This window comes from Streptomyces sp. NPDC035033 (assembly GCF_040636735.1).
Classification (GTDB): Bacteria; Actinomycetota; Actinomycetes; order Streptomycetales; family Streptomycetaceae; genus Streptomyces.
This window is the reverse complement of record NZ_JBEZUZ010000117.1, coordinates 1-19689: the sequence shown is the minus strand read 5'-3', so window position 1 is coordinate 19689 and position 19689 is coordinate 1. Positions and strand designations below refer to the sequence as shown.

At 71.6% G+C, this 19689-nt stretch carries 18 protein-coding genes, 1 tRNA gene, 1 pseudogene and 1 riboswitch; of the genes and pseudogenes, 11 read left to right on the top strand and 9 right to left on the bottom strand.

The features are described from left to right. Positions 1–97 precede the first annotated feature (97 nt). The 4 genes from AB0E83_RS31505 to rdgB all read left to right on the top strand — a co-directional run bounded on the left by AB0E83_RS31505 (position 98) and on the right by rdgB (position 2356). Complete coding sequence (locus AB0E83_RS31505) at positions 98–331, top strand: PTS glucose/sucrose transporter subunit IIB (protein ID WP_107417711.1); 234 nt, start codon at positions 98–100, stop codon at positions 329–331. A gap of 142 nt (positions 332–473) precedes the next feature. Beyond that, a complete protein-coding gene (gene rph, locus AB0E83_RS31500; protein ID WP_362119508.1) occupies positions 474–1205 on the top strand; it encodes a ribonuclease PH in 732 nt (243 codons plus the stop codon). Positions 1206–1370: 165 nt separating this feature from the next. After that, on the top strand, positions 1371–1739 hold the full coding sequence (locus tag AB0E83_RS31495) for a hypothetical protein (protein ID WP_362119517.1): 369 nt from the start codon (positions 1371–1373) through the stop codon (positions 1737–1739). A gap of 8 nt (positions 1740–1747) precedes the next feature. Further along, positions 1748–2356 (top strand): RdgB/HAM1 family non-canonical purine NTP pyrophosphatase, encoded by a 609-nt coding sequence (gene rdgB / locus AB0E83_RS31490; protein WP_362119505.1) that lies wholly within the window; start codon positions 1748–1750, stop codon positions 2354–2356. Positions 2357–2411: 55 nt separating this feature from the next. On the opposite strand, the gene AB0E83_RS31485 is transcribed toward rdgB, so the two are convergent. Together AB0E83_RS31485 and bcp are read right to left on the bottom strand one after the other, a co-directional pair. Then, positions 2412–2495, bottom strand: a tRNA-Leu gene (locus AB0E83_RS31485). A 152-nt stretch (positions 2496–2647) separates the two neighbouring features. Then, positions 2648–3115: a thioredoxin-dependent thiol peroxidase gene (bcp, locus tag AB0E83_RS31480; protein WP_362119502.1), complete on the bottom strand. Its 468-nt coding sequence runs from the start codon at positions 3113–3115 to the stop codon at positions 2648–2650. A gap of 124 nt (positions 3116–3239) precedes the next feature. On the opposite strand from bcp, the gene AB0E83_RS31475 reads away from it, so the two are divergent. The 3 genes from AB0E83_RS31475 (at position 3240) to AB0E83_RS31465 (ending at position 4394) form a co-directional block, all read left to right on the top strand. Then, entirely contained in the window at positions 3240–3560 is a 321-nt protein-coding gene (locus AB0E83_RS31475; protein WP_362119500.1) for a DUF3618 domain-containing protein, read from the top strand. Between the two features lie 23 nt (positions 3561–3583). Beyond that, positions 3584–3919, top strand: a complete 336-nt coding sequence (locus AB0E83_RS31470; RefSeq protein WP_030497526.1) for a co-chaperone GroES — start codon at positions 3584–3586, stop codon at positions 3917–3919. Positions 3920–3966: 47 nt separating this feature from the next. Next, positions 3967–4040: riboswitch (guanidine-III (ykkC-III) riboswitch) on the top strand. A 33-nt stretch (positions 4041–4073) separates the two neighbouring features. Then, positions 4074–4394, top strand: coding sequence for a multidrug efflux SMR transporter (locus AB0E83_RS31465; protein WP_030497525.1), 321 nt, complete (start codon positions 4074–4076; stop codon positions 4392–4394). Positions 4395–4428: 34 nt separating this feature from the next. On the opposite strand, the gene AB0E83_RS31460 is transcribed toward AB0E83_RS31465, so the two are convergent. Further along, positions 4429–6618: a transglycosylase domain-containing protein gene (locus AB0E83_RS31460; RefSeq protein ID WP_362119497.1), complete on the bottom strand. Its 2190-nt coding sequence runs from the start codon at positions 6616–6618 to the stop codon at positions 4429–4431. A gap of 148 nt (positions 6619–6766) precedes the next feature. Here AB0E83_RS31460 and AB0E83_RS31455 point away from each other — a divergent pair, with 148 nt between their 5' ends. The 4 genes from AB0E83_RS31455 (at position 6767) to AB0E83_RS31440 (ending at position 10778) form a co-directional block, all read left to right on the top strand. Then, entirely contained in the window at positions 6767–7570 is an 804-nt protein-coding gene (locus AB0E83_RS31455; protein ID WP_362119514.1) for an ABC-2 family transporter protein, read from the top strand. Between the two features lie 139 nt (positions 7571–7709). Next, positions 7710–8492, top strand: coding sequence for an ABC transporter permease (locus tag AB0E83_RS31450; RefSeq protein WP_362119511.1), 783 nt, complete (start codon positions 7710–7712; stop codon positions 8490–8492). A 9-nt stretch (positions 8493–8501) separates the two neighbouring features. Further along, positions 8502–9497, top strand: coding sequence for an ATP-binding cassette domain-containing protein (locus AB0E83_RS31445; protein WP_362119494.1), 996 nt, complete (start codon positions 8502–8504; stop codon positions 9495–9497). A 12-nt stretch (positions 9498–9509) separates the two neighbouring features. Continuing rightward, positions 9510–10778: a DUF445 domain-containing protein gene (locus AB0E83_RS31440; RefSeq protein WP_362119491.1), complete on the top strand. Its 1269-nt coding sequence runs from the start codon at positions 9510–9512 to the stop codon at positions 10776–10778. A gap of 100 nt (positions 10779–10878) precedes the next feature. Here the strand turns inward: AB0E83_RS31440 and AB0E83_RS31435 are convergent, their stop codons facing one another. From AB0E83_RS31435 to AB0E83_RS31410, 6 genes and pseudogenes are all read right to left on the bottom strand, one after another. Then, entirely contained in the window at positions 10879–11181 is a 303-nt protein-coding gene (locus AB0E83_RS31435) for a hypothetical protein (protein ID WP_362119488.1), read from the bottom strand. An 88-nt stretch (positions 11182–11269) separates the two neighbouring features. Then, positions 11270–11449: pseudogene (locus tag AB0E83_RS31430) on the bottom strand (GntR family transcriptional regulator); the annotation flags it as partial. Positions 11450–11595: 146 nt separating this feature from the next. Continuing rightward, positions 11596–13455: a DUF1998 domain-containing protein gene (locus tag AB0E83_RS31425; RefSeq protein ID WP_362119485.1), complete on the bottom strand. Its 1860-nt coding sequence runs from the start codon at positions 13453–13455 to the stop codon at positions 11596–11598. Then, positions 13452–16694, bottom strand: coding sequence for a helicase-related protein (locus AB0E83_RS31420; RefSeq protein ID WP_362119482.1), 3243 nt, complete (start codon positions 16692–16694; stop codon positions 13452–13454). Before AB0E83_RS31420 ends, AB0E83_RS31425 begins: the two co-directional genes overlap by 4 nt. After that, the gene (locus AB0E83_RS31415; RefSeq protein ID WP_362119479.1) at positions 16691–18598 is read right to left on the bottom strand and encodes a UvrD-helicase domain-containing protein; all 1908 of its coding nucleotides are present in this window, start codon (positions 18596–18598) and stop codon (positions 16691–16693) included. The genes AB0E83_RS31420 and AB0E83_RS31415 overlap by 4 nt, the downstream gene beginning before the upstream one ends. Then, positions 18595–19689, bottom strand: a 1095-nt coding sequence (locus AB0E83_RS31410; RefSeq protein WP_362119476.1) for a helicase-related protein, incomplete at its 5' end; no start/stop codon positions are given. The genes AB0E83_RS31415 and AB0E83_RS31410, both read right to left, overlap by 4 nt.

The window sequence follows — 19689 nt, the reverse complement described above, 5'->3', positions numbered from 1 at the left end:
CGCGAAGTTGGGCCAACCGTGGGTTACCGTGACAACGCGGACCGCAGGTGCGCCGAGATTCGCGTGTCCCGCGAACGGAACGGACAGGGAGAGACACATGGCCAGCAAGGCTGAGAAGATCGTCGCCGGGCTCGGCGGCATCGACAACATCGAAGAGGTCGAGGGCTGCATCACCCGCCTGCGCACCGAGGTCAACGACCCCGGCCTGGTCGACGAGGCCGCGCTCAAGGCCGCCGGCGCCCACGGCGTCGTGAAGATGGGCACCGCCATCCAGGTCGTCATCGGCACCGACGCGGACCCGATCGCCGCCGAGATCGAAGACATGATGTGAGCAGCTGACACCCGGCTGACGAGGGCCCGTTCCGGCAGGGGAACGGGCCCTCGTGCGTCCCCGGCCGCGCGCCTCCCGCGGCACCTCCGCGCCCGCCCGCCGGCGGACCGGCACCCCGTACGGATGGGGCTAGGCTCGTCCCATGTCTCGCATCGACGGCCGTACCCCCGAACAGCTCCGCCCCGTCACCATCGAACGCGGCTGGAGCAAGCACGCCGAGGGCTCCGTCCTCATCTCCTTCGGCGACACCAAGGTCTTCTGCACCGCCTCCGTCACCGAGGGCGTCCCCCGCTGGCGCAAGGGCAGCGGCGAGGGCTGGGTCACCGGCGAGTACTCCATGCTCCCCCGCTCCACCAACACCCGCGGCGACCGCGAGTCCGTCCGCGGCAAGATCGGCGGCCGCACCCACGAGATCTCCCGCCTCATCGGCCGCTCCCTGCGCGCCGTCATCGACTACAAGGCGCTCGGCGAGAACACCATCGTCCTCGACTGCGACGTCCTCCAGGCCGACGGCGGCACCCGCACCGCCGCCATCACCGGCGCCTACGTCGCCCTCGCCGACGCCGTCGCCTGGGCCCAGGGCAAGAAGCTGATCAAGGCCGGCCGCAAGCCGCTCACCGGCACCGTCTCCGCCGTCTCCGTCGGCATCGTCGGCGGCGTCCCCCTCCTCGACCTCTGCTACGAGGAGGACGTCCGCGCCGACACCGACATGAACGTCGTCTGCACCGGCGACGGCCGCTTCGTCGAGGTCCAGGGCACCGCCGAGGCCGAGCCCTTCGACCGCGCCGAGCTCAACGCCCTCCTCGACCTCGCCGCGGCCGGCTGCGCCGACCTCGCCGACCTCCAGCGCAAGGCGCTGGAGACCACCCTCTGACGGACCTCCGCCCGGCGGACCCCTAGGGGTCCGCTCCGGGAAACCCCCGAGGAACCCTCCCCGGGCGAGCTGCGTCCTTTACGGCGAGGGGCGCGCGGCCGTACCGTGCGCCCCGTCCACGTACGCAGCCAGGGGAGGACCCGAACAGTGAAGCGCCGCCGCACCATAGCCCTCGCCGTCGCCACGGCGGCGGCGGTCACGACCGTGCTGACGGGCTGCGGAGCCCTCGACAAGGCGATGGACTGCGTCAAGACGGCCGACGCCATCGCCACCTCGGTCGGCAAGCTCCAGCAGGCCGTCTCCAACGCCTCCAACGACGTCACGCAGATCGAGGAGTCCCTGAACTCCATCTCCACGGAGCTCGGCAACCTCGAGAACACGACGGACAACGCCGACCTGTCGAAGGCGGTCGACGACCTCACCAAGGGCGTCGAGTCCGTCCGCACGGCGGTCAAGAACGGCGACACCAGCCCCGACATCACGCCCGTCACCGACGCGGCCGCCGAGATCGGGAAGGTCTGCACCCCGGGATAATCGGGGGCATGACCCGACAGCGCCTGATCCTCGCCACCCGCAACGCGGGCAAGATCACCGAACTCCACGCGATCCTCGCCGACGCGGGCCTCGACCTCGACCTCGTCGGCGCGGACGCGTACCCGGAGGTCCCCGACGTCAAGGAGACCGGGGTCACCTTCGCCGAGAACGCCCTCCTCAAGGCCCACGCCCTCGCGCGGGCGACGGGCCTCCCGGCGGTCGCCGACGACTCCGGCCTCTGCGTCGACGTCCTGAACGGCGCCCCCGGCATCTTCTCCGCCCGCTGGTCCGGCACCCACGGCGACGACAAGGCCAACCTGGACCTGCTGCTCGCCCAGCTCTCCGACATCGCCGACGAGCACCGCGCCGCCCACTTCGCCTGCGCGGCCGCCCTGGCCCTCCCCGACGGCACCGAGCGGGTGGTGGAGGGCCGCATGGAAGGCACCCTCCGCCACGAGCCCGTCGGCACCAACGGCTTCGGCTACGACCCGATCCTCCAGCCCGAGGGCCACGACGTGACCTGCGCGGAACTCACCCCCGCCGAGAAGAACGCCATCAGCCACCGGGGCAAGGCCTTCAGGGCGCTGGTGCCGGTGATCCGGGAACTGCTGGGCTGACGGGCCGGGGGTGGCGAGAAGGGCGCTCCGCATCGAGGCGGAGCGCCCTTGTCCGTGCGGCCGATGGGATTCGAACCCACATGGGCGAAACGCCCAGAGGCACCTAAAACCTCCGCTTATACCATTCAGCAACGGCCGCTCGCCCCGTCATGCTACCGGGGACGCCCTCTCCGTCTCAGGGGTACGGCCCTTCCCGTCCCGGCGCCGCACGCCGGCCTCCCGCGGGGCGCGGAAAGCGCACGGGCCCGCCCCCGGCGGGAGGGGGCGGGCCCGTCGTGGGAGCGGGCCGGGTCAGATGCCCAGGTCGCGGATGATCTTGGCCACGTGGCCCGTCGCCTTGACGTTGTAGAAGGCGTGCTCGACCTTGCCCTCCTCGTCGACGACGACCGTGGAGCGGATGACGCCCGTCACGACCTTGCCGTAGAGCTTCTTCTCGCCGAAGGCGCCGTACGCCTCCAGGACCTCCTTGGAGGGGTCGCCGACCAGGGTGACCTTGAGGTTCTCCTTCTCGCGGAACTTCGCGAGCTTCTCCGGCTTGTCGGGGGAGACGCCGATGACGTCGTAGCCGGCGGCGGCCAGCACGTCGAGGTTGTCGGTGAAGTCGCACGCCTGCTTGGTGCAACCCGGGGTGAGGGCGGCCGGGTAGAAGTAGACGATGACCTTGCGGCCCTTGTGGTCCGCGAGGGAGACCTCGTTGCCGTCCGCGTCCGGCAGGGTGAAGGCGGGGGCGGTGTCGCCGGGCTGCAGTCGCTCGCTCATGGCTCGCTCTCCTCGGGGGTGTGCGCGTACGTGATGAGCCTAATGGGGGTCGGGGACGGCCCTTCGGCGGCGGAACTGACAGACTGTCCGTCAACGACCGGAATACGACTACGGAGGCAGCGCGGTGTCGGAGGCCAGGACCCCTGCGCAGATCGAGGCGGACATCGTCCGCCGGCGCGAGCAGCTCGCCGTCACGCTCGACGAGATCGGCATTCGGATGCACCCGAAGACCATCATCGGAGACGCCAAGGCCAAGGTCGCCTCGACCGTCGACGAGACGGCCGGGCGGGCGTTCGTCGCCGTGAACCGGGTCGTCTCCGACGTGAAGGCCCGTTTCACCCACGAGGACGGCGCCCCGCGCCTGGAGCGCGTCGTGCCGGCCGCCCTGGTGGCCGTGGCGGTCGTCGGACTGCTGCTGAGCTCCTCCCGGAAGCACAAGGGCTGAGCCGGGCCGGTAGGTTCGTTCCCGTGAGCGAGAACACCCACGACAAGCTGCCCATCCGGATGCTCCACGACCGGATCCTGGTCCGCACCGACACCCCGGAGGGGGAGCGGCGCTCCGGGGGCGGGATCCTGATCCCGGCGACCGCCGCCGTCGGCCGCCGCCTGGCCTGGGCCGAGGTGGTCGCGGTCGGGCAGAACGTCCGGACCGTGGAGATCGGCGACCGGGTGCTGTACGACCCCGAGGACCGCGCCGAGGTGGAGGTGCGGGGCGTCGCCTACGTGCTGATGCGGGAGCGCGATCTGCACGCGGTGGCGGCGGACCGGTTCCAGAGCACGGACTCGACCGGGCTGTACCTGTAGCGCGTACGGAGCAAAGGCCCTGGTGACGGGTGTCACCAGGGCCTTTGCCCGTTCTTTGCTAGCCTGGAAGGGCCCCGACGAGACGCGCCGTACCGGGTTCGAAGCGAAAAGACGACGCACCCCTGTTGTTCCGTCTCGCGGAGGTGTCGTCGTCATGGCCTGGGTTCTTCTGATCGTCGCGGGTCTGCTGGAGGTCGGCTGGTCGATCGGGATGAAGTACACCGAGGGCTTCACCCGTCTCTGGCCCAGCGTCTTCACCGCGGCCGGGATCGTCGCCTCGATGGTGCTGCTGTCGCAGGCCGCCAAGACCCTCCCCATCGGCACCGCCTACGGCGTGTGGGTCGGCATCGGCGCGGCCGGCGCGGCGGTGCTCGGCATGGTGGTGCTGGGTGAGCCGGCGACCGCCGCCCGGATCTTCTTCGTCGTCCTGCTGCTGGTGGCCGTGGTCGGCCTGAAGGCGACCTCCGGCCACTAGCGGCAGGGCGGGGCTGCCGCCCGGGCTCGGGGCACTAGCGGCCGGCGGGCCTGTCGCCCGGGCGCTTTCCGGGGCCGGTGGGCCCGGCTCCCGGGCCCGCCTCGCCCGTCCCGTACCAGCCCGGTCCGTTCTCCTCCCCTTCTTCCCCTTCCTCCCCCTCCTCCCCGCCGTCCGGCACCGGGGGCACCTCGGGGAGTTCCGCGCCGGGCATCAGGCGCAGGTCGAAGTCGCGTACGGGGGTGTCGGCCAGGGCCTCGCGGGTGAAGCGGGCCCAGATCTCGGCCGGGGGGCCGCCGCCGTTGACGCGGGGCAGGCCGAGGGCGCCGTACAGGGGTTCGTGGGCACCGGACTCGGGGTCCTGGCCCATCAGCGCGACCACGGTCGCGAGCTCCGGGGTGTAGCCGGCGAACCAGGCCGCCTTGTCGTCCTCGGCCGTGCCGGTCTTGCCGGCGGCGGGGCGTCCGGCGGCCTGCGCGGCCGTGCCCGTACCGCTCTCGACGACGCCGCGGAGGACGGCGGTGGTGGTGTCGGCGGCCTCCCGCGCGACGGCCTGCCGGGGTTCGGCGGCGGGCAGCGGCAGCGGTTCGCCGTCGCGGGTGACGGCGGCGACCAGGGTGTGGTCGGCGCGCCGGCCGTGGGCGGCGAGCGTGGCGTAGGCCCGGGCCATGTCGAGGACGCTGGCGGTGGCGGGGCCGAGGGCGATGGAGGGGGAGGCGGTGAGGTCGGGGGTGGTGGGCGGCAGGCCGAGGGCGACGGCGGTGCGGCGGACGCGGGCGGGGCCGACGTCGACGGCCATCTGGGCGTAGACGGCGTTCACGGAGAGGTCGGTGGCGGCGGTGACGGGGATCTCGCCGTAGCTCTCGCCGTCCTCGTTGGCGGGGTCGTAGGGGGCGCCGGGCCAGCCTTCGACGGGGCGGCGGTCGGTGCCGTCGTAGAGGGTGTACGGGGTGATGGGTTCGCCGTACTGGGTCCGGGCGCCGTTCTGCACGGCGGCGGTGAGGACGAAGGGCTTGAAGGTGGAGCCGACCTGGTAGTCGCGGCGGGTGGCGTTGTTGACGTACTGCTCGGTGTAGTCGACGCCGCCGTAGAGGGCGACGACGCGGCCGGTGGCGGGTTCGACGGCGGCGGCGCCGGCGCGGACGTACCGGTCGGCGGGGTGGGTGGCCGGGTCGAGGCGGTGGGTGACGCGGTCCTCGACGGCGCGGACGAGGGCGGCCTGCCGGTCGGGGTCGATGGTGGTGACGATGCGGAAGCCGCCGCCGGCGAGGGTCTTCTCGTCGATGATCCCGCGGCTGGTGAGGTGGTCCTCGACGGCCTGGACGAGGTAGCCGCGCTGGCCGGAGAGGCCGGTGGCGGGGCGGGCGGTCTGCGGGTCGGGGAAGCGGAGGGCGGCGCGTTCGCCGGGGGTGAGCCAGCCTTCCTTGACCATGCCGTCGAGGACGTACGCCCAGCGGGCGAGGACGGCGGGCCGGTTCTCGGGGTGGGTGGTGACGTCGTAGGCGCTGGGGGCCTTGAGGAGGGCGGCGAGGTAGGCGCCCTCGGCGGTGTCGAGGCGTGCGGCGTCCTTGCCGTAGTAGGCGTGGGCGGCGGCCTGGACGCCGTAGGCGTTGCGGCCGAAGTAGCTGGTGTTGAGGTAGCCCTGGAGGATCTCGTCCTTGGTCTTCTCGCGTTCGAGTCTGATCGCGATGAAGAACTCCTTGGCCTTGCGGGTGAGGGTCTGTTCCTGGCCCAGGTAGTAGTTCTTGACGTACTGCTGGGTGATGGTGGAGCCGGACTGGCGGCCCTTGCCGGTGACGGTGTTCCAGGCGGCGCGGAGCATGGCCTTGGGGTCGACGGCGCGGGAGGTGTGGAAGTCGCGGTCCTCGGCGGCGAGGACGGCCTGCCGGACGGTGAGGGGGATCCGGTCGAGGCGGACGTTCTCGCGGTTGACCTCGCCGTCGCGGGCGAGGACGGTGCCGTCGCGGTAGAGGTACAGGTTGGACTGGGCGACGGCGGCGGCGTTGGCGGCGGGGATGGGGACCAGGAGGTATCCGGCCACGAGGGCCCCGGCGAGCAGCAGGGTGCCGAGGAGGAGCAGGCCGAGGGCGGCGCGCAGGAGGCGGCGGGGGAGGGAGCGCCGGGGCCCGGCGGGGGTGCGGGGTGCGGGGAGGGTGGGGTCCCTCGGTTCCCAGCCCGGATCCGGGGGTGGTGCGGCGGGGGAGGAGGCGCGGGAGGAAGGGGACATGGCACCACATAGTGCACATAAAGCGGGTGAAACTCCCGAAGGCTGCGGGTGACTGACGGGAAATCCGCTCGCGGTGGTGTGCCGGGGCCACTAGGGTCGTGCGCTTCGTCCCGTTTCCGCACGCCCTCAGAAAGGCAGCTCCCTCATGCTGCGGCTGTACGCCACGGTGGCCGCGGGCGGCTTCCGGCGCCACGCCACCTACCGGGTGGCGACGCTGGCGGGCCTCTTCACCAACACGGTCTTCGGCTTCGTCCTCTCGTACACCTACATCGCCCTGTGGGCCGAACGTCCCCAGCTCGGCGGCTACTCCATGGCCGACGCCCTCGCCTACGTCTGGATCGGCCAGGCCCTCATCACCGTCTGCGGCCTCATGGGCGGCGGCTTCGAGGACGAGCTGATCGAACGGATCAGGACCGGCGACATCGCCGTCGACCTCTACCGGCCCGCCGACCTCCAGTCCTGGTGGTGCGCGGCCAACGCGGGCCGCTCCGCCTACCAGCTGCTCGGCCGCGGCGCCGTGCCGCTGCTGGTCGGCGCGGCCTTCTTCGACTTCACCCTTCCGGACGGTCCGGCCGGGTGGGCCGCCTTCCTGCTGGCGGTGGCGCTCGGCTCGCTCGTCTCCTTCGCGCTCTGGTACCTGGTCGCGATGAGCGCCTTCTGGTTCCTCGACGGCCAGGGCGTGGTCCAGGTGGCCTGGCTGAGCGGCCTCTTCTTCTCCGGGATGCTGCTCCCGCTGAACGTCTTCCCCGGCGCGCTCGGCGAGGTCGCCCGGGCGCTGCCGTGGGCCGCCCTGCTCCAGGTCCCGGCCGACGTCTACCTGGGGCGGTACGGGGACGGCTGGGACCTCGTCGGGGCGTACGGCTTCCAGGCCGGCTGGTGCGCGGTGCTGTTCGCGGCGGGCCGGGCGGCCCAGGCGGCGGCGACGCGGAAGGTGGTGGTCCAGGGTGGGTGAGCTCCTCCGCACGGACGGGGCCCGGGAGCGGGACCCGTACCCCGCCGCCACCCGGGAGCGGGACCCGTACTCCGCCGCCGACGCCGCCCGGAAACGGGGCCCGTACCGCGCCGCCGTCGACGCCGTCCGCGCGTACCGGATGGTCGCCGCCATGTGGATCCGCTCCACGATGGCGTACCGCGCCTCCTTCGCGCTGACGCTCTTCTCGTCCTTCTGCGTCACCTTCTTCGACTTCGTCGTGATCTTGCTGATGTTCGGACAGGTGCGGGGGCTCGGCGGCTTCTCCTTCGCGGAGGTCGCCTTCCTGTACGGCACCACCGGCACGGCCTTCGGGATCGCCGACCTGACGCTGGGCTCGCTCCAGCGGATGGGGCGCCGGATCCGGGACGGGTCGCTCGACGTGTTCCTGCTGCGGCCGGCGTCGCTGCTCGCGCAGGTCGCGGCGGACAAGTTCGCGCTGCGCCGGCTCGGCCGGGTGGCGCAGGGGCTGATGATCCTGGTCTGGAGCCTGGTGCTGCTGCGCGACGAGGTGGCGTGGACGCCGCTGAAGGCGCTGCTGGTGCCGGGGATGGTGGTCTGCGGCGCGGTGATCTTCATGGCGGTGATGGTGGCGGGCGCGTCGGCGCAGTTCTGGCTCCAGGACGCGGCGGAGGTCACCAACGCGTTCACGTACGGCGGGAACACGATGCTCCAGTACCCGCCGACGATCTTCGCGCAGGACCTGGTGAAGGGCGTGGTGTACGTCGTCCCGCTGGCGTTCGTGAACTGGCTGCCCGCGCTGTACGTGCTGGGCCGCCCGGCCCCGGCCGGGGTGCCGTCCTGGGCGGCCCTCGTCTCCCCGCTGGTCGCGCTGGTCTGCTGCGGGGTCGCGGGCCTCGCGTGGCGGGCCGGCGTCCGTTCGTACCGATCGACAGGAAGCTGAGGTCCCGCCATGGGCGTTCTCATCGAACTCGACGGCTTGGAGAAGACCTTCGCCGTCCGCCGGAAGACGGGCCTGCTGCGGCGGGAGCGGCGGGAGGTCCGGGCCGTCGACGGCATCTCGTTCACCGTGGACCGGGGCGAGATGGTCGGCTACATCGGCCCGAACGGCGCCGGGAAGTCGACCACCATCAAGATGCTCACCGGCATCCTCACCCCCAGCGGCGGCCGGCTGCGGGTGGCGGGCATCGACCCGGCGCGCGAGCGGACCCGCCTCGCCCGCCGCATCGGGGTCGTCTTCGGCCAGCGCACCACCCTCTGGTGGGACCTGCCGCTGCGGGACTCGTACCGGCTGGCGCACCGCATGTACCGGATCCCCGACGCCCGCTACCGGGAGAACCTGGAGCGGTGCGTGGAGCTCCTGGAGCTGGGCGACCTGCTGGACGTGCCGGTCCGGCAGCTCTCCCTCGGGCAGCGGATGCGCGGCGACATCGCCGCCGCCCTCCTGCACGATCCGGAGGTGCTGTACCTGGACGAGCCGACGATCGGCCTGGACGTCGTCTCGAAGTCCCGGGTCCGGGAGTTCCTGCGCGCGCTGAACGGGGACCGCGGCACCACCGTCCTGCTCACCACCCACGACCTCACCGACATCGAGCAGCTCTGCTCGCGGGTGATGGTCATCGACCACGGGCGGCTGGTGTACGACGGCGACCTCCCCGGCCTGCACGAGGCCGGCGACGGCGAGCGGATGCTCGTGGTGGACCTGGCGCGCGAGCTGCCGCCGATCGACTCGGTGCCCGGGGCCCGTTTCGTCCGGGCCGACGGGCCGCGCCAGTACCTGGCCTTCCCGGCCTCCGCGTCGGCCGCTCCGCTGGTGGCGGCGGTGGCGGGGGCGTACCCGCTGGTGGACCTCTCGGTGCGGGAACCGGACATCGAGTCCGTGATCGCGAAGATGTACGGGGGGAGCCGCGGGGGAACTCGCGAGGAGCGCCGGGAGTCACTGAGGTAGGGAGGTCAGCGCATGGTGAGTTTCGCGTACACGGCGGCGGACGAGGAGAAGAGCAGGGGCGTCCGCCGGATGAAGGCCCTGGCGACGGGCCTGCTGGCGCTGGTCGCGGCGGTCTACGCCCTGTCCACCTGGGCGGAGAGCGCGGGCGCGGGCGCCTGGGCGGGGTACGTGGCCGCGGCGGCGGAGGCCGGCATGGTCGGCGCGCTGGCGGACTGGTTCGCGGTGACGGCGCTCTTCCGCCGGCCGCTGGGCCTGCCCATCCCGCACACGGCGATCATCCCGACGAAGAAGGACCAGCTGGGCGTCTCGCTCGGCTCGTTCGTGGGCGAGAACTTCCTGTCGGCGGACGTCGTACGGGGCCGGCTGCGCGCCCTGGGCGTCGGCCGGCGGCTCGGCGCCTGGCTCGCGGACCCGGTCCACGCGGACCGGGTGACGGAGGAGGCGGCCACGGCGCTGCGCGGGGCGCTGACGGTGCTGCGCGACGCGGACGTGCAGGCGGTGGTGGGCGAGGCGATCACCCGGCGGGCCGAGCAGGCGGAGATCGCCCCGGGCGTCGGCAAGACCCTGGAGCACATGGTGGCGGACGGCGCCCACCGCCGGGCGGTCGACCTGGTCTGCGCGCGCGCCCACGACTGGCTCGTCACCCACGGCGACTCGGTGATGGACGCGGTCCAGGGCGGCGCCCCCGGCTGGACCCCCCGCTTCGTGGACCGCAAGGTCGGCGAGCGGGTCTACAAGGAGCTGCTCCGTTTCGTCACGGAGATGCGCGACATGCCGGCGCACCCCGCGCGGGGCGCCATCGACCGCTTCCTGGGCGACTTCGCCGCCGACCTCCAGGCGGACACGGACACCCGGGCCCGGGTGGAGCGCCTCAAGTCCGACCTGCTGGCCCGCCCCGAGGTCCAGGACGTCATCGCCTCCGCCTGGGCCTCGGTCCGCGCCCTGATCATCGCCGCGGCCGAGGACGACCGGAGCCAGCTCCGCCTCCGCGCCCGCGCCTCCCTGATCTCCCTCGGCAAGCGCCTCTCGACGGACGCCCGCCTCCAGGCGAAGGTCGACGGCTGGCTGGAGTCGGCCACGACGTACCTGGTGACCACCTACCGCGCCGAGATCACCTCCCTGATCACCGACACGGTCGCCGGCTGGGACGCCGCCCAGACATCGAAGAAGATCGAGGCCAACATCGGCCGCGACCTCCAGTTCATCCGCATCAACGGCACGGTCGTCGGCGCCCTGGCCGGCCTCCTGATCTACACGGCCAGCCACGCCCTGGGCGGCTGACCGCCGGGGCGCCGGCTGACCGCCGGGCGCCGCCTCGGGCGCCGGCCGACCGCCGGGCGCCGCCGCGCGACGCCCCGGCCGGCCGCGGTCTCCTGGACCGTCAGCCGTTCCGGCGCGTGACGGCCCAGGAAGCGGCGGCCATCCCCCCGGCGACGGAGAACACCGCAGGCCAGGCCCCGATCTTCTTGGCCAGCGGATGCGACCCCCCGAACGCCGCCACGTACGCCGCCGACAGCCCCACGGCCGCCTTCGCCCCGCCCGCCCGCTGCCACTCCCGAGCCGCCACCCCACCGGCCACGGCCAGCACCACCCCGCCCAGCGGCCGCTTCTTCGTCCACCGGGCGACGGCGTACCCACCCACGAGCCCGGCGGCGGCTACGGCGGAGGAGGGGATCTGGGACATGTCGGTGCCTTCTTCCTGCCGGGGTGCGATCGTCCTTCGAGCGTACGTGGCGGACGGTGGCCCACGTCTCCGGGGCCGGCTCGCCCTCGGGTACGGGATCGGCCACGAACGTCCCCTTGCCGTGAACGGTGAGGATCAGACCACGCTCACGCAGAACCCGCGCAGCGCGGCGAACGGTCAGGCGGGCGACTCCGTACTCCACCGCGAGGTCGCGTTCGGCGGGCAGGCGGGACCTGACAGGAGGCGGCTGGTTCGCAACTCCGGAGATCGCCGACGCGGTGACGGTCTCCCCGCTCGCGAGCCTCCTGGAACAGGGAGGGAGGAGGCGCGAGGAGCGCGCAAACCGACACGCCCCCACCCGGCCCCGCCCCCTGCCGGTCCCCGCTGCATCGTCGGCCGCCCCGGACGCGCGGATCAGGACTGTGTGCGCGTGAAGAACCCGAGCTCGGGATCCTCCGGCGTACCGATCAGCAAGGCGCGGTCGAGGAGGATGTTGTTGTGCTCGCAGCTCGTTTCGGGAAGCATCGCGCAGGCATGGCACGCCGCGAGATTGGCGCCGCCCGCCCCCGAGGAGCGGGACTCGATGCACAGGGGATCCGCGGAACACCAGTGGGCGCGCCGCAACGCCGAATCGAGGGCCCCGGCCAGTCGGGCGGGCTCGCCCTGAGCCACCACTCCTCCCAGACTCCCCGCGGAGTCGCTGGTCGCCGTATAGACGAGGAAACCGGCCATGTGGACATCGGCGTAGAGGCGTTCCCGCAACGCTCCGGCCGGGTAGCCGGCCTCCAGGCTCCACTCGTTGATCAACACGTGGGCCAGGGTGTGCAGCAGCACCAGACGGGGTGTGGCGGGCGAGGCGGGTACCTCGGCGGGGTCGGCCGCCCGTTCTCTCAGCAGCCGGTCGTGATTGTCACGCATGCGCTTCACCCGGCGGGCCACCGCCTCCGACGCGGCCCACTCGTCCAGCCGGTGCTCGTCGAGGCGCACGAAGACGCCTTCGCCGCGCACCTCCATCGCGGGGAGCCAGTCGGTCGGTGTCAGCGACAGGGCGGCCTCATGCCCCTCGGAACCCGTCTCCGGGTCCGCGACGCGCGTGAACGCCTTGAGCGCACGGACCTCGCGCAGACGCTTCACGAGCATCGTCCGTTCGACGCCGAAGGAGGAGAGGAGCGACATGCCGGAGACGGGCGGCTCGCAGACGAACTGCTCCTCGCGCCCCTTGTCCCGCAGCGCATTGCCGGCCGACAACTGTGCGTACTCCTGCCGGAGCAGCGCCTGGCGGCTGTCGGTGACGGCGTTCTCCGGAGCCGGGTCCTCCTCCTGCTCGGCCGCCAGCAGATCCATGACGGCGTCGACCGAGACCGAGTCGTCCCCGCGGAACGCCCCCTTGAGGTAGATCTCGATCTCCATGCGCGAGGAGTAGCCGCGCAGGGCCTCCCAGTGCTCCGCGAGCTTGGCGGCGAGTCCGTCGCTCCACGGCGGGATCGACAGGGCGGACCTCAGCACCGGCTGCCAGACCGCCGACGAACCGCGCTGGAGCGTACGGGGCGGCTTCGAGCAGAACTCGGCGGGAGCGCCTTCGAGCCAGGGACGCCTGCCCTCGCACCGGACCTTGAGGTCCCCCAGCGCGGAGCGGCGGAAGGCGCCCTCCATGGAGACGTCGGGCACCCCACAGGTGCACGAGACGACGATCGAGCGCAACGAGGCACTGCGGCCGGAGAAAACCAGGCTCATCCTTCCGCCGCAGTGTCCGGTCGAGCCTTCCGCACGATTGCCGCGGTGGAGCCACTTCCAGTAGGGGAAGTCGTCGAGGTGTCCGTCCTCGCAGGCCACGACGAATCGGGACGGCACGAGCGGCTCCTCGTCGCATTCCCTCCCTGTGCAGATGTTCTTGCCCGGAGGGGGATTGAAACCCTTGACGTGCTGCAGGCACTTGCAGTGGGGGCACGAGTGCCACAGGGGGAAGCGCCTGACGCGCACTCCGTCCCTGCTCCCTTCGTCGGATGCCGGAGGCAGCCGGAAGTGACGCACCCCCAGAGCCCGGGCGAGTCGGTGCTCGTGGATGATCGGCGCCTCGTCCAGCCGCCAACTGCGGTGGGCCTCGTCGATCCCGGAGACGATGAAGGACTCGTTGTCGACGGCGATCAGGGAACCCACACCGTAGGTGGTGATCATCTGGGCGCGGCGGACCGACCCGCGACGGGGCAGGTCGAGACGGGGTGCGGCCGGGCTGCCGTCGGTGCCTCGGCGGCGACGCTCGCGGGGCGGGGTCATCGGGAAGCCTCCATGAAGAGAGCGGATTCGGCGTCGACGTCGCGCAGGCTCCACAGGGTGGACCAGGCGTCGGCGCCCTCCGACTCGTCGTCGAACGGTCGGAGCAGGGCGGGAGCGGGGTTTCCGCGCCGAGGCTCGTACAGCAGTCCACCGTGCGCTGCGGCCTTCTTCTGCCACCAATCGACGAACTCGTCGAACGCGTCCGAGGTGTCCTGGAGTTCCGCGGGGGCGATCTGCGAGACGCGGCTCGTCAGCAGCGGCTTGATCTCGGAGCGCAGACGGTCCACGTAGGTGGCGATCCGGCCGGCGTCGGTGTTCTCGCGGGCCTCGGGGACGAGGATGCGGGCCAGGGCCACCACCACGGCGTGCAGACCGCGATCGCGCGACCGGGCGGAGAACGGCGTGACCGATGTCGACTCGACCTCGCGGTAGAGCGCCGAATGGAAATGCAGGAAGTTCTCGTAGTGCGAGCGGTCGCGGGAACGGGCCGAGTTGAGCATCACGGCGACCAGACCCGGGTGGGCTCGTCCCACACGGCTGGTCGCCTGGATGTATTCGGCCGTGGTCTGAGGCTGACCCATCACCGCCATCAGACCGAGGCGATTGACGTCGACACCGACGGCGATCATGTTGGTCGCCAAGAGGACGTCGCGGACGTCGGGGTCCGGGTAGCGCTTCTCGATCTCCTTGAGACGGGCGGGGATCAGGCTCGCGTCGACGCGACTCGTGAGCTCGGAGTAGCGGTTGGAAATCCGCACGTCGGTGCCGTCGCGGTCGGCGAGGAGCCGTAGATAGTCCTCGACGTCGTCGTTCACCTGGAGTTCGGCGGCGGACAGCAGGCGAAGGCTGTTGAAGTACCCGACCAGCGTCCAGTAGGTGTCCCGGACCTCGTCGGTCGTCTCCGCGCGCATGGCCTGGTGGAGGAGGGCCGCGTAGGTGCGGATGAGAAGGGTCGACTGGCTGGTTCCGGGGGCGAGCAGTCCGACGTAGCGGCGGCTGGCCTTGCGCGAGCGGTCGGTCTCGACGGCGAACCAGGAGTCCCGGGCGTCCAGGCCGGCCGGGGGGAACTGGTGCACGCGCCGATCGAAGAGGTTGCGCCCCTGGTCCGCTGCGCGACGGATGGTCGCCGTGGAAGCGATCACCTTCGGCTTGTCGGCAAGGGCGTCGACGGCCGTCTCATACAGGCCGGTCAGGGTGCCGAGAGGGCCCGAGATGAGGTGGAGCTCGTCCTGGACGATCAGCTCGGGGGGCGGTGTCCCGTCGTCCGGACGGTCCCGGTTGAACAACGCCGCCGTCTTCTCACGCCACGGCATGGACGCGAACTTGTCGACCGTGGCGATGACGAGAGTGGGGCGGGCCTTGTAGACGGTCTGGTCCACCAGGTGGACCGGGAGCCCGGAGGCGAAGTCGCAGTCGGAGCCGGGGCATCGTACGTCCATGCGGACGTCGTCCGCGTCCACAGAGTAGTGGTGGGCGTCCAGCGCGGTGCCGCACCACGGGCAGGCGTGGAGTTGCACCGGGTTCTCCTTCTGCAGGCTCTGTCCGTTCCGGAGCCTGTCCAGCTGCTTGTCTGCCGTGTCCAGGTCGTTCGGCGTCGCCGACTTCCCGACCCACATGCCGATCGAGATGGCCTCGTGACCCAGGCGGTCGGGGTCCGTGCCGCGCATCCGCTCCATCGCGCAGATGAGGATCGTGGCACGCTCGAACTGCTGGAGGGTGAGGAGGCGCAGGGTGTACCGCATCAGCACGGTGACACCTCCGCCGTGCTCCTTGAGGCGCAGCCGGCGCAGGAACGTGGTGAACGCGATCAGACCGAGATATGCCTCGGTCTTGCCGCCGCCGGTAGGGAACCACAGCAGGTCCGACACATGGCGGTCGGGATGGTCGGGGTCGTCGATGCCGCGCAGGCACAGCAGCATGAACGCGATTTGGAAGGGGTACCAGCGCTGCGTCGCCAGGTCGGGCTCGCCCTGGCGTCCCCCCTTCACCCAGGCGCTCCGAGCGCGCTGCTCGGCCATGGCCCGGTTGGCGAGCCGGAACGCCTCCATGACGTCCGGCTCGGCACCCAACAGTCCGACCCCCTCACGGATGCGCCCGAGGGCCTCGCGACAGGCTTCGACCCTTTCCCGCGCGGCGTCCTCGTACGGAGTTCCGGCGAGGGCGGCGGCTTCCGAAGCCTTGGCCTCGATCCAGTGCTCGTAGCCGTCGGTCAGTTCACGCAACGTCTCGAGGATCTCGGCATCGGGGCGTTCGGCGAGGCCGAGCATGCCGAGCTCCGTCCTGATCTCAGGATTGGAGTCGGTCAGCAGCACCTCGTGGGTGGGGACGAACTCGGAGCGGACCTCGTCGATCGCGGCACGTACGACATCGGTCAGACCGACTGCCGGCGGCGCCCAGTCCCAACCGGCCGAGCAGCCGTGTCCCATGGCGAAGGTGGGGGCATGACGATGAAGCAGACGGCTGACGGCCAGCTCCGAGTCGACGGCGGACAGCGCGGCCGGACGCTCGACGAAGGCGGACGCCCCACCGGCGGCCCGTACCCGCAGACTCGGCTGGAAGAGGGCGAAGGCGTCCTGGAGTTCCTTCTCGCCCACGACGTGGGCGTTGATCAGGGTGACGGTGACGGTGACGGTTCCCGAGGGGAAGCTGATCGGCCGCACGAGGACGTGCAGCTGGACCGCGTCGGGGACGAGGTCCTCCATCACGGTCCCCGGCCGCGTGATGTCGATCGTCTTCTCCGGCAGGTCCAGCTCTCGTCGCCGCCAGTGCTCACGCTGGTCGCTCGTGGTCCTGGCCTCCGCCCGGCGGGCCGACAGCGGGCGCCCTTCCGCATCGACGGGGTCGTAGACGGCGGCTCGTGCGCGGATCACGATCTCGGAGGCGATTTCGGGCGCGACGGCGAAGGTGAGACCCATCGTCGAGGGACGACGGTCGCCCGAGACCGGAGGGTCGACGGAGGTGTCGGTGTCGTCCGGGCCGTTGGCGCCGAGCAGGGGAGCCTCGTCCAGGCCGTCCTCCTCGGCGATGTCCCCCAGCTGTTCCTCCCGGGCCTCACGGCCGGCGGCCCGGGGATACAGCACACCGATCGGGTAACGGGTGATCGGAGCGTCCTGTGTGAGGATCTCGTCCGGGTCGTCCCCGGCCTCGACGTCCGGCCCGAGGAGCTCTCGGCGCAGTCGGGCCACCAGCTCCTCGCGGACTCGGTAATGCTCGGTGTGCGGACCGGTCCCGTGCGTCATCCCTTTTCCTCCCCGGCGCGCTCGCCGCGTCGATACCTTCCGATTCCGGTGATCCGAGGGGCGATCCACACCCCGTTCCCGCCGATCCCGGAGTTGCTGCCGGCTGCCGTGCTGCCCGCGACCGTCTCCAGGACGTCCACCCGCAGCCCGACGATCTCGCCCGGCCAGGTGATGTCCCAGGGCTGCGAGATCTTCTCCACGGCGTACAGGTCCCGGCGGAAGCGCTCTGATGCCTCGCCGACGACCCGGTCGTGGTGGAGCAGGTCGTAGGGCGGGCTCTGCTCGGGCCCCGCGGGCACGGGGTGGCGCATCCGGAGCGTCACCGCGTCCCCGGGCCGGGTGTGTTCCAGCAGGTATGCCTGTGTCGCGGCCGCGTCCATGTCCGCCGAGCAGGGTGGTGTGTCCCGGTGCACGTCCCCCGCCACGGCCTGGATGCCGTACCGCTCGTACCTCTTCCAACCCCCCAGGTACCAGCGTCCGGTGGGCCGATGTCGCCTTATGCGGGAGGTGTCGGGACCGGTGACGTGGTAGAGGTCCTCACGGGCACGGGTCATGGCGACATAGAGGGCCCTCGCCTCCGCAGGTACGTCGAGATCCTCGTGGATCTTGCGCAGCTCGTCGAGGGGAGAGGGGGACAGCAACAACACCCGGTCGTACTCCAGGCCCTTCGCCCGGTGCACTGTGGAGACGACCAGCCGCGCCGTCTCCGGATCCGCCAGCTCGTCGGGGAACCGACCCTCGGCCACCAGACGCCCCAGGGCGGCGACATCGACCTGGCCGCGACCGGTGCGACGGGTTGCGGCCCGCGAGAGCCGCCAACAGCGTCCGGCCTCCACTCCGGCCGGGAGGGGTATCCCCGAGAGCAGTTCCAGGAAGCGCGACTCGGTGAGCGTCAAGGACTCCGCGCGACGCAGCAGCTCGGCCACCCAGTACGGCACGGGACGATCCTGCAACGACCGCTTGAGGACGTGCCCCACCCCGTGCGCGTGCAACAGCTCCGACACGGCGAGGGCCTGCCGGTTGTCGCGGGTCAGGATCGCGCACCGGCCGGGGAACGTCTTCAATGTGCCCAGCGCGAAGTCGTCGGCCAGGCCCCCGAGGCCCGGCAGGTCGAGAAGGCGCTCGCGGAGCTCGGCGTGCAGCGCGGCGGCCGCCTCCTCGGGGCCGCCCGGTGAGACGGCCAGGTTCTGCAGACGGGGCCCGAGGGCGAGTGCGGTGCGGGCTTCGGGGGTCGCCGCCCGGAAGTTCTCGGTCAGGTGAAGTTCGACGAGGTCGTCGTACGAGGTCCGGAGCCAGGTGAAGAAGAGGTCGGTCTCCTCGGCACGCTTCTCCGGATCCTCGATCTGGAAGCCGTAGATGCCCTGCGCCGAGTCGCCGACCACGGTGAAGCCACAGGAACGCTGGAAGCGATCGAGGAGGGCCTCCACCAGGTCGCGACGATCGCCCACCAGGTCCTGAGCCTCGTCGATCACCACGTGCGAGGGCGCGCCGAGCTCCCCGGCCTCCACCGCGCCCTTCTCGATCGCCGCCGTGGCGGCGCGGATGCGCTCGTCGAAGCCGCGGGTCCCCCAGTCGTCGTCCGGATACGCCCTGGCGAGCAGCTGGTACGCCCAGGAGTCGAAGGTCTGGACGCGGACCCTGTCGGCCCGGTCGCCGTACCGGGCGATCCGGTCCCGAAGCTCGCGGACGGCGGCGCGGGAGAAGCTCAGGACGAGGATCTCTCCGGCCTCCAGCGCCTCGTCGGGGTCGTCGTGCCCGACGAGGGCGTCGAGGCGCCGTACGACCGTGTGCGTCTTGCCCGAGCCTGCACCCGCGGTGACCAGGAGACGCGTGTCCCAGGGGAGGTCGACGACGGCCTGCTGCTCGGCGGTGAGTGGAGGACTGGCGTCGTACGGGTCGGTCACTTGCTGCTCCACAGGTGCTCGAACCGGGTGAAGGCGAGAGCGGTGTCGAAGTTGTCGACGGTGTCGCGGACGTTGAGGATCAAGCAGGTCTCCTTCCCGCCGTTGAGCGGTCCCCGCAGGCCGCGTCCGATCATCTGCTGGTACACGTTGGGGCTGTAGACCGGTCGGGCGACGATGACGGCCCGGGTCGCGGGAGCGTCGAACCCCTGAGTGAGGACGCCGTAGTTGGTCAGGACTCGGGTGCGGCGCTTTCGGAATTCGTCGATGCGGCGGCGGCGATCGCCGGCCGAGGTGGTGGAGTCGACGGAGGAGGCGGTGATGTTCCGGTCGCGGAGCTTGGCCGCGAGGGACTTGGCGTGGTCGACCGAGGTGGCGAACACCAGCACCGGCCAGTCGTCCGGCATGGCCGTGATCTCGTCCAGGATGCGGGCGTTCCGGTCATGGTCGTTGGCGAGCCGCTGTTCGGCCGTCCGGGACAGGACGCTCATCTGCTCGGCGTGCTGCTTCTCGTCCCGGTCCAGGGTGATCGTGCCGCCCTGGAGCAGACGGTGCTCGACCTGGGCCAGTACGCCGAGCTTCTGCAGTTCGGCGTACGCGTCGTCGTTCGCGAAGACGCCTTCGTCCAGTCGCCGGCCGCCGAACCGGTTGATCAGACGGCGGGTCTCCTCCGGGTTGGTGTTGCGGAAGGGCGTGGCCGTGAGTCCCAGGAGGTGACGGTCGGTGCGGGACTGCGTCAGGCCGAGACTCGAGAGGATCTTGGTGTAGCGGGGGGTGATGGCCGTGTGTGCCTCGTCGACGATGACGAGGGCGGCGTTCCGTAGCCAGGCGTAGGAGTCGGCCTCGAGGCAGCTCGACTGCTGGAGCTTGGCGTCCGTGGCGACCACCAGCTGAGGCCGATCGGTGACCGGTCCGGCCTCGTGCGACGCCCATAGCCTGTTGATGACGAGCGGCTTGTCGGCGCCGACCTTTCCCCAGACGAACTTCCAGCTCTGGACGGCCTGCTCGCACAGCTCCTCGGTCTGGGCTATCCACAGGATCGGTCCGTCGAGTTCGCCCGCCTGCTTCACCCAGCGGATCACTGCTTCCGCCGT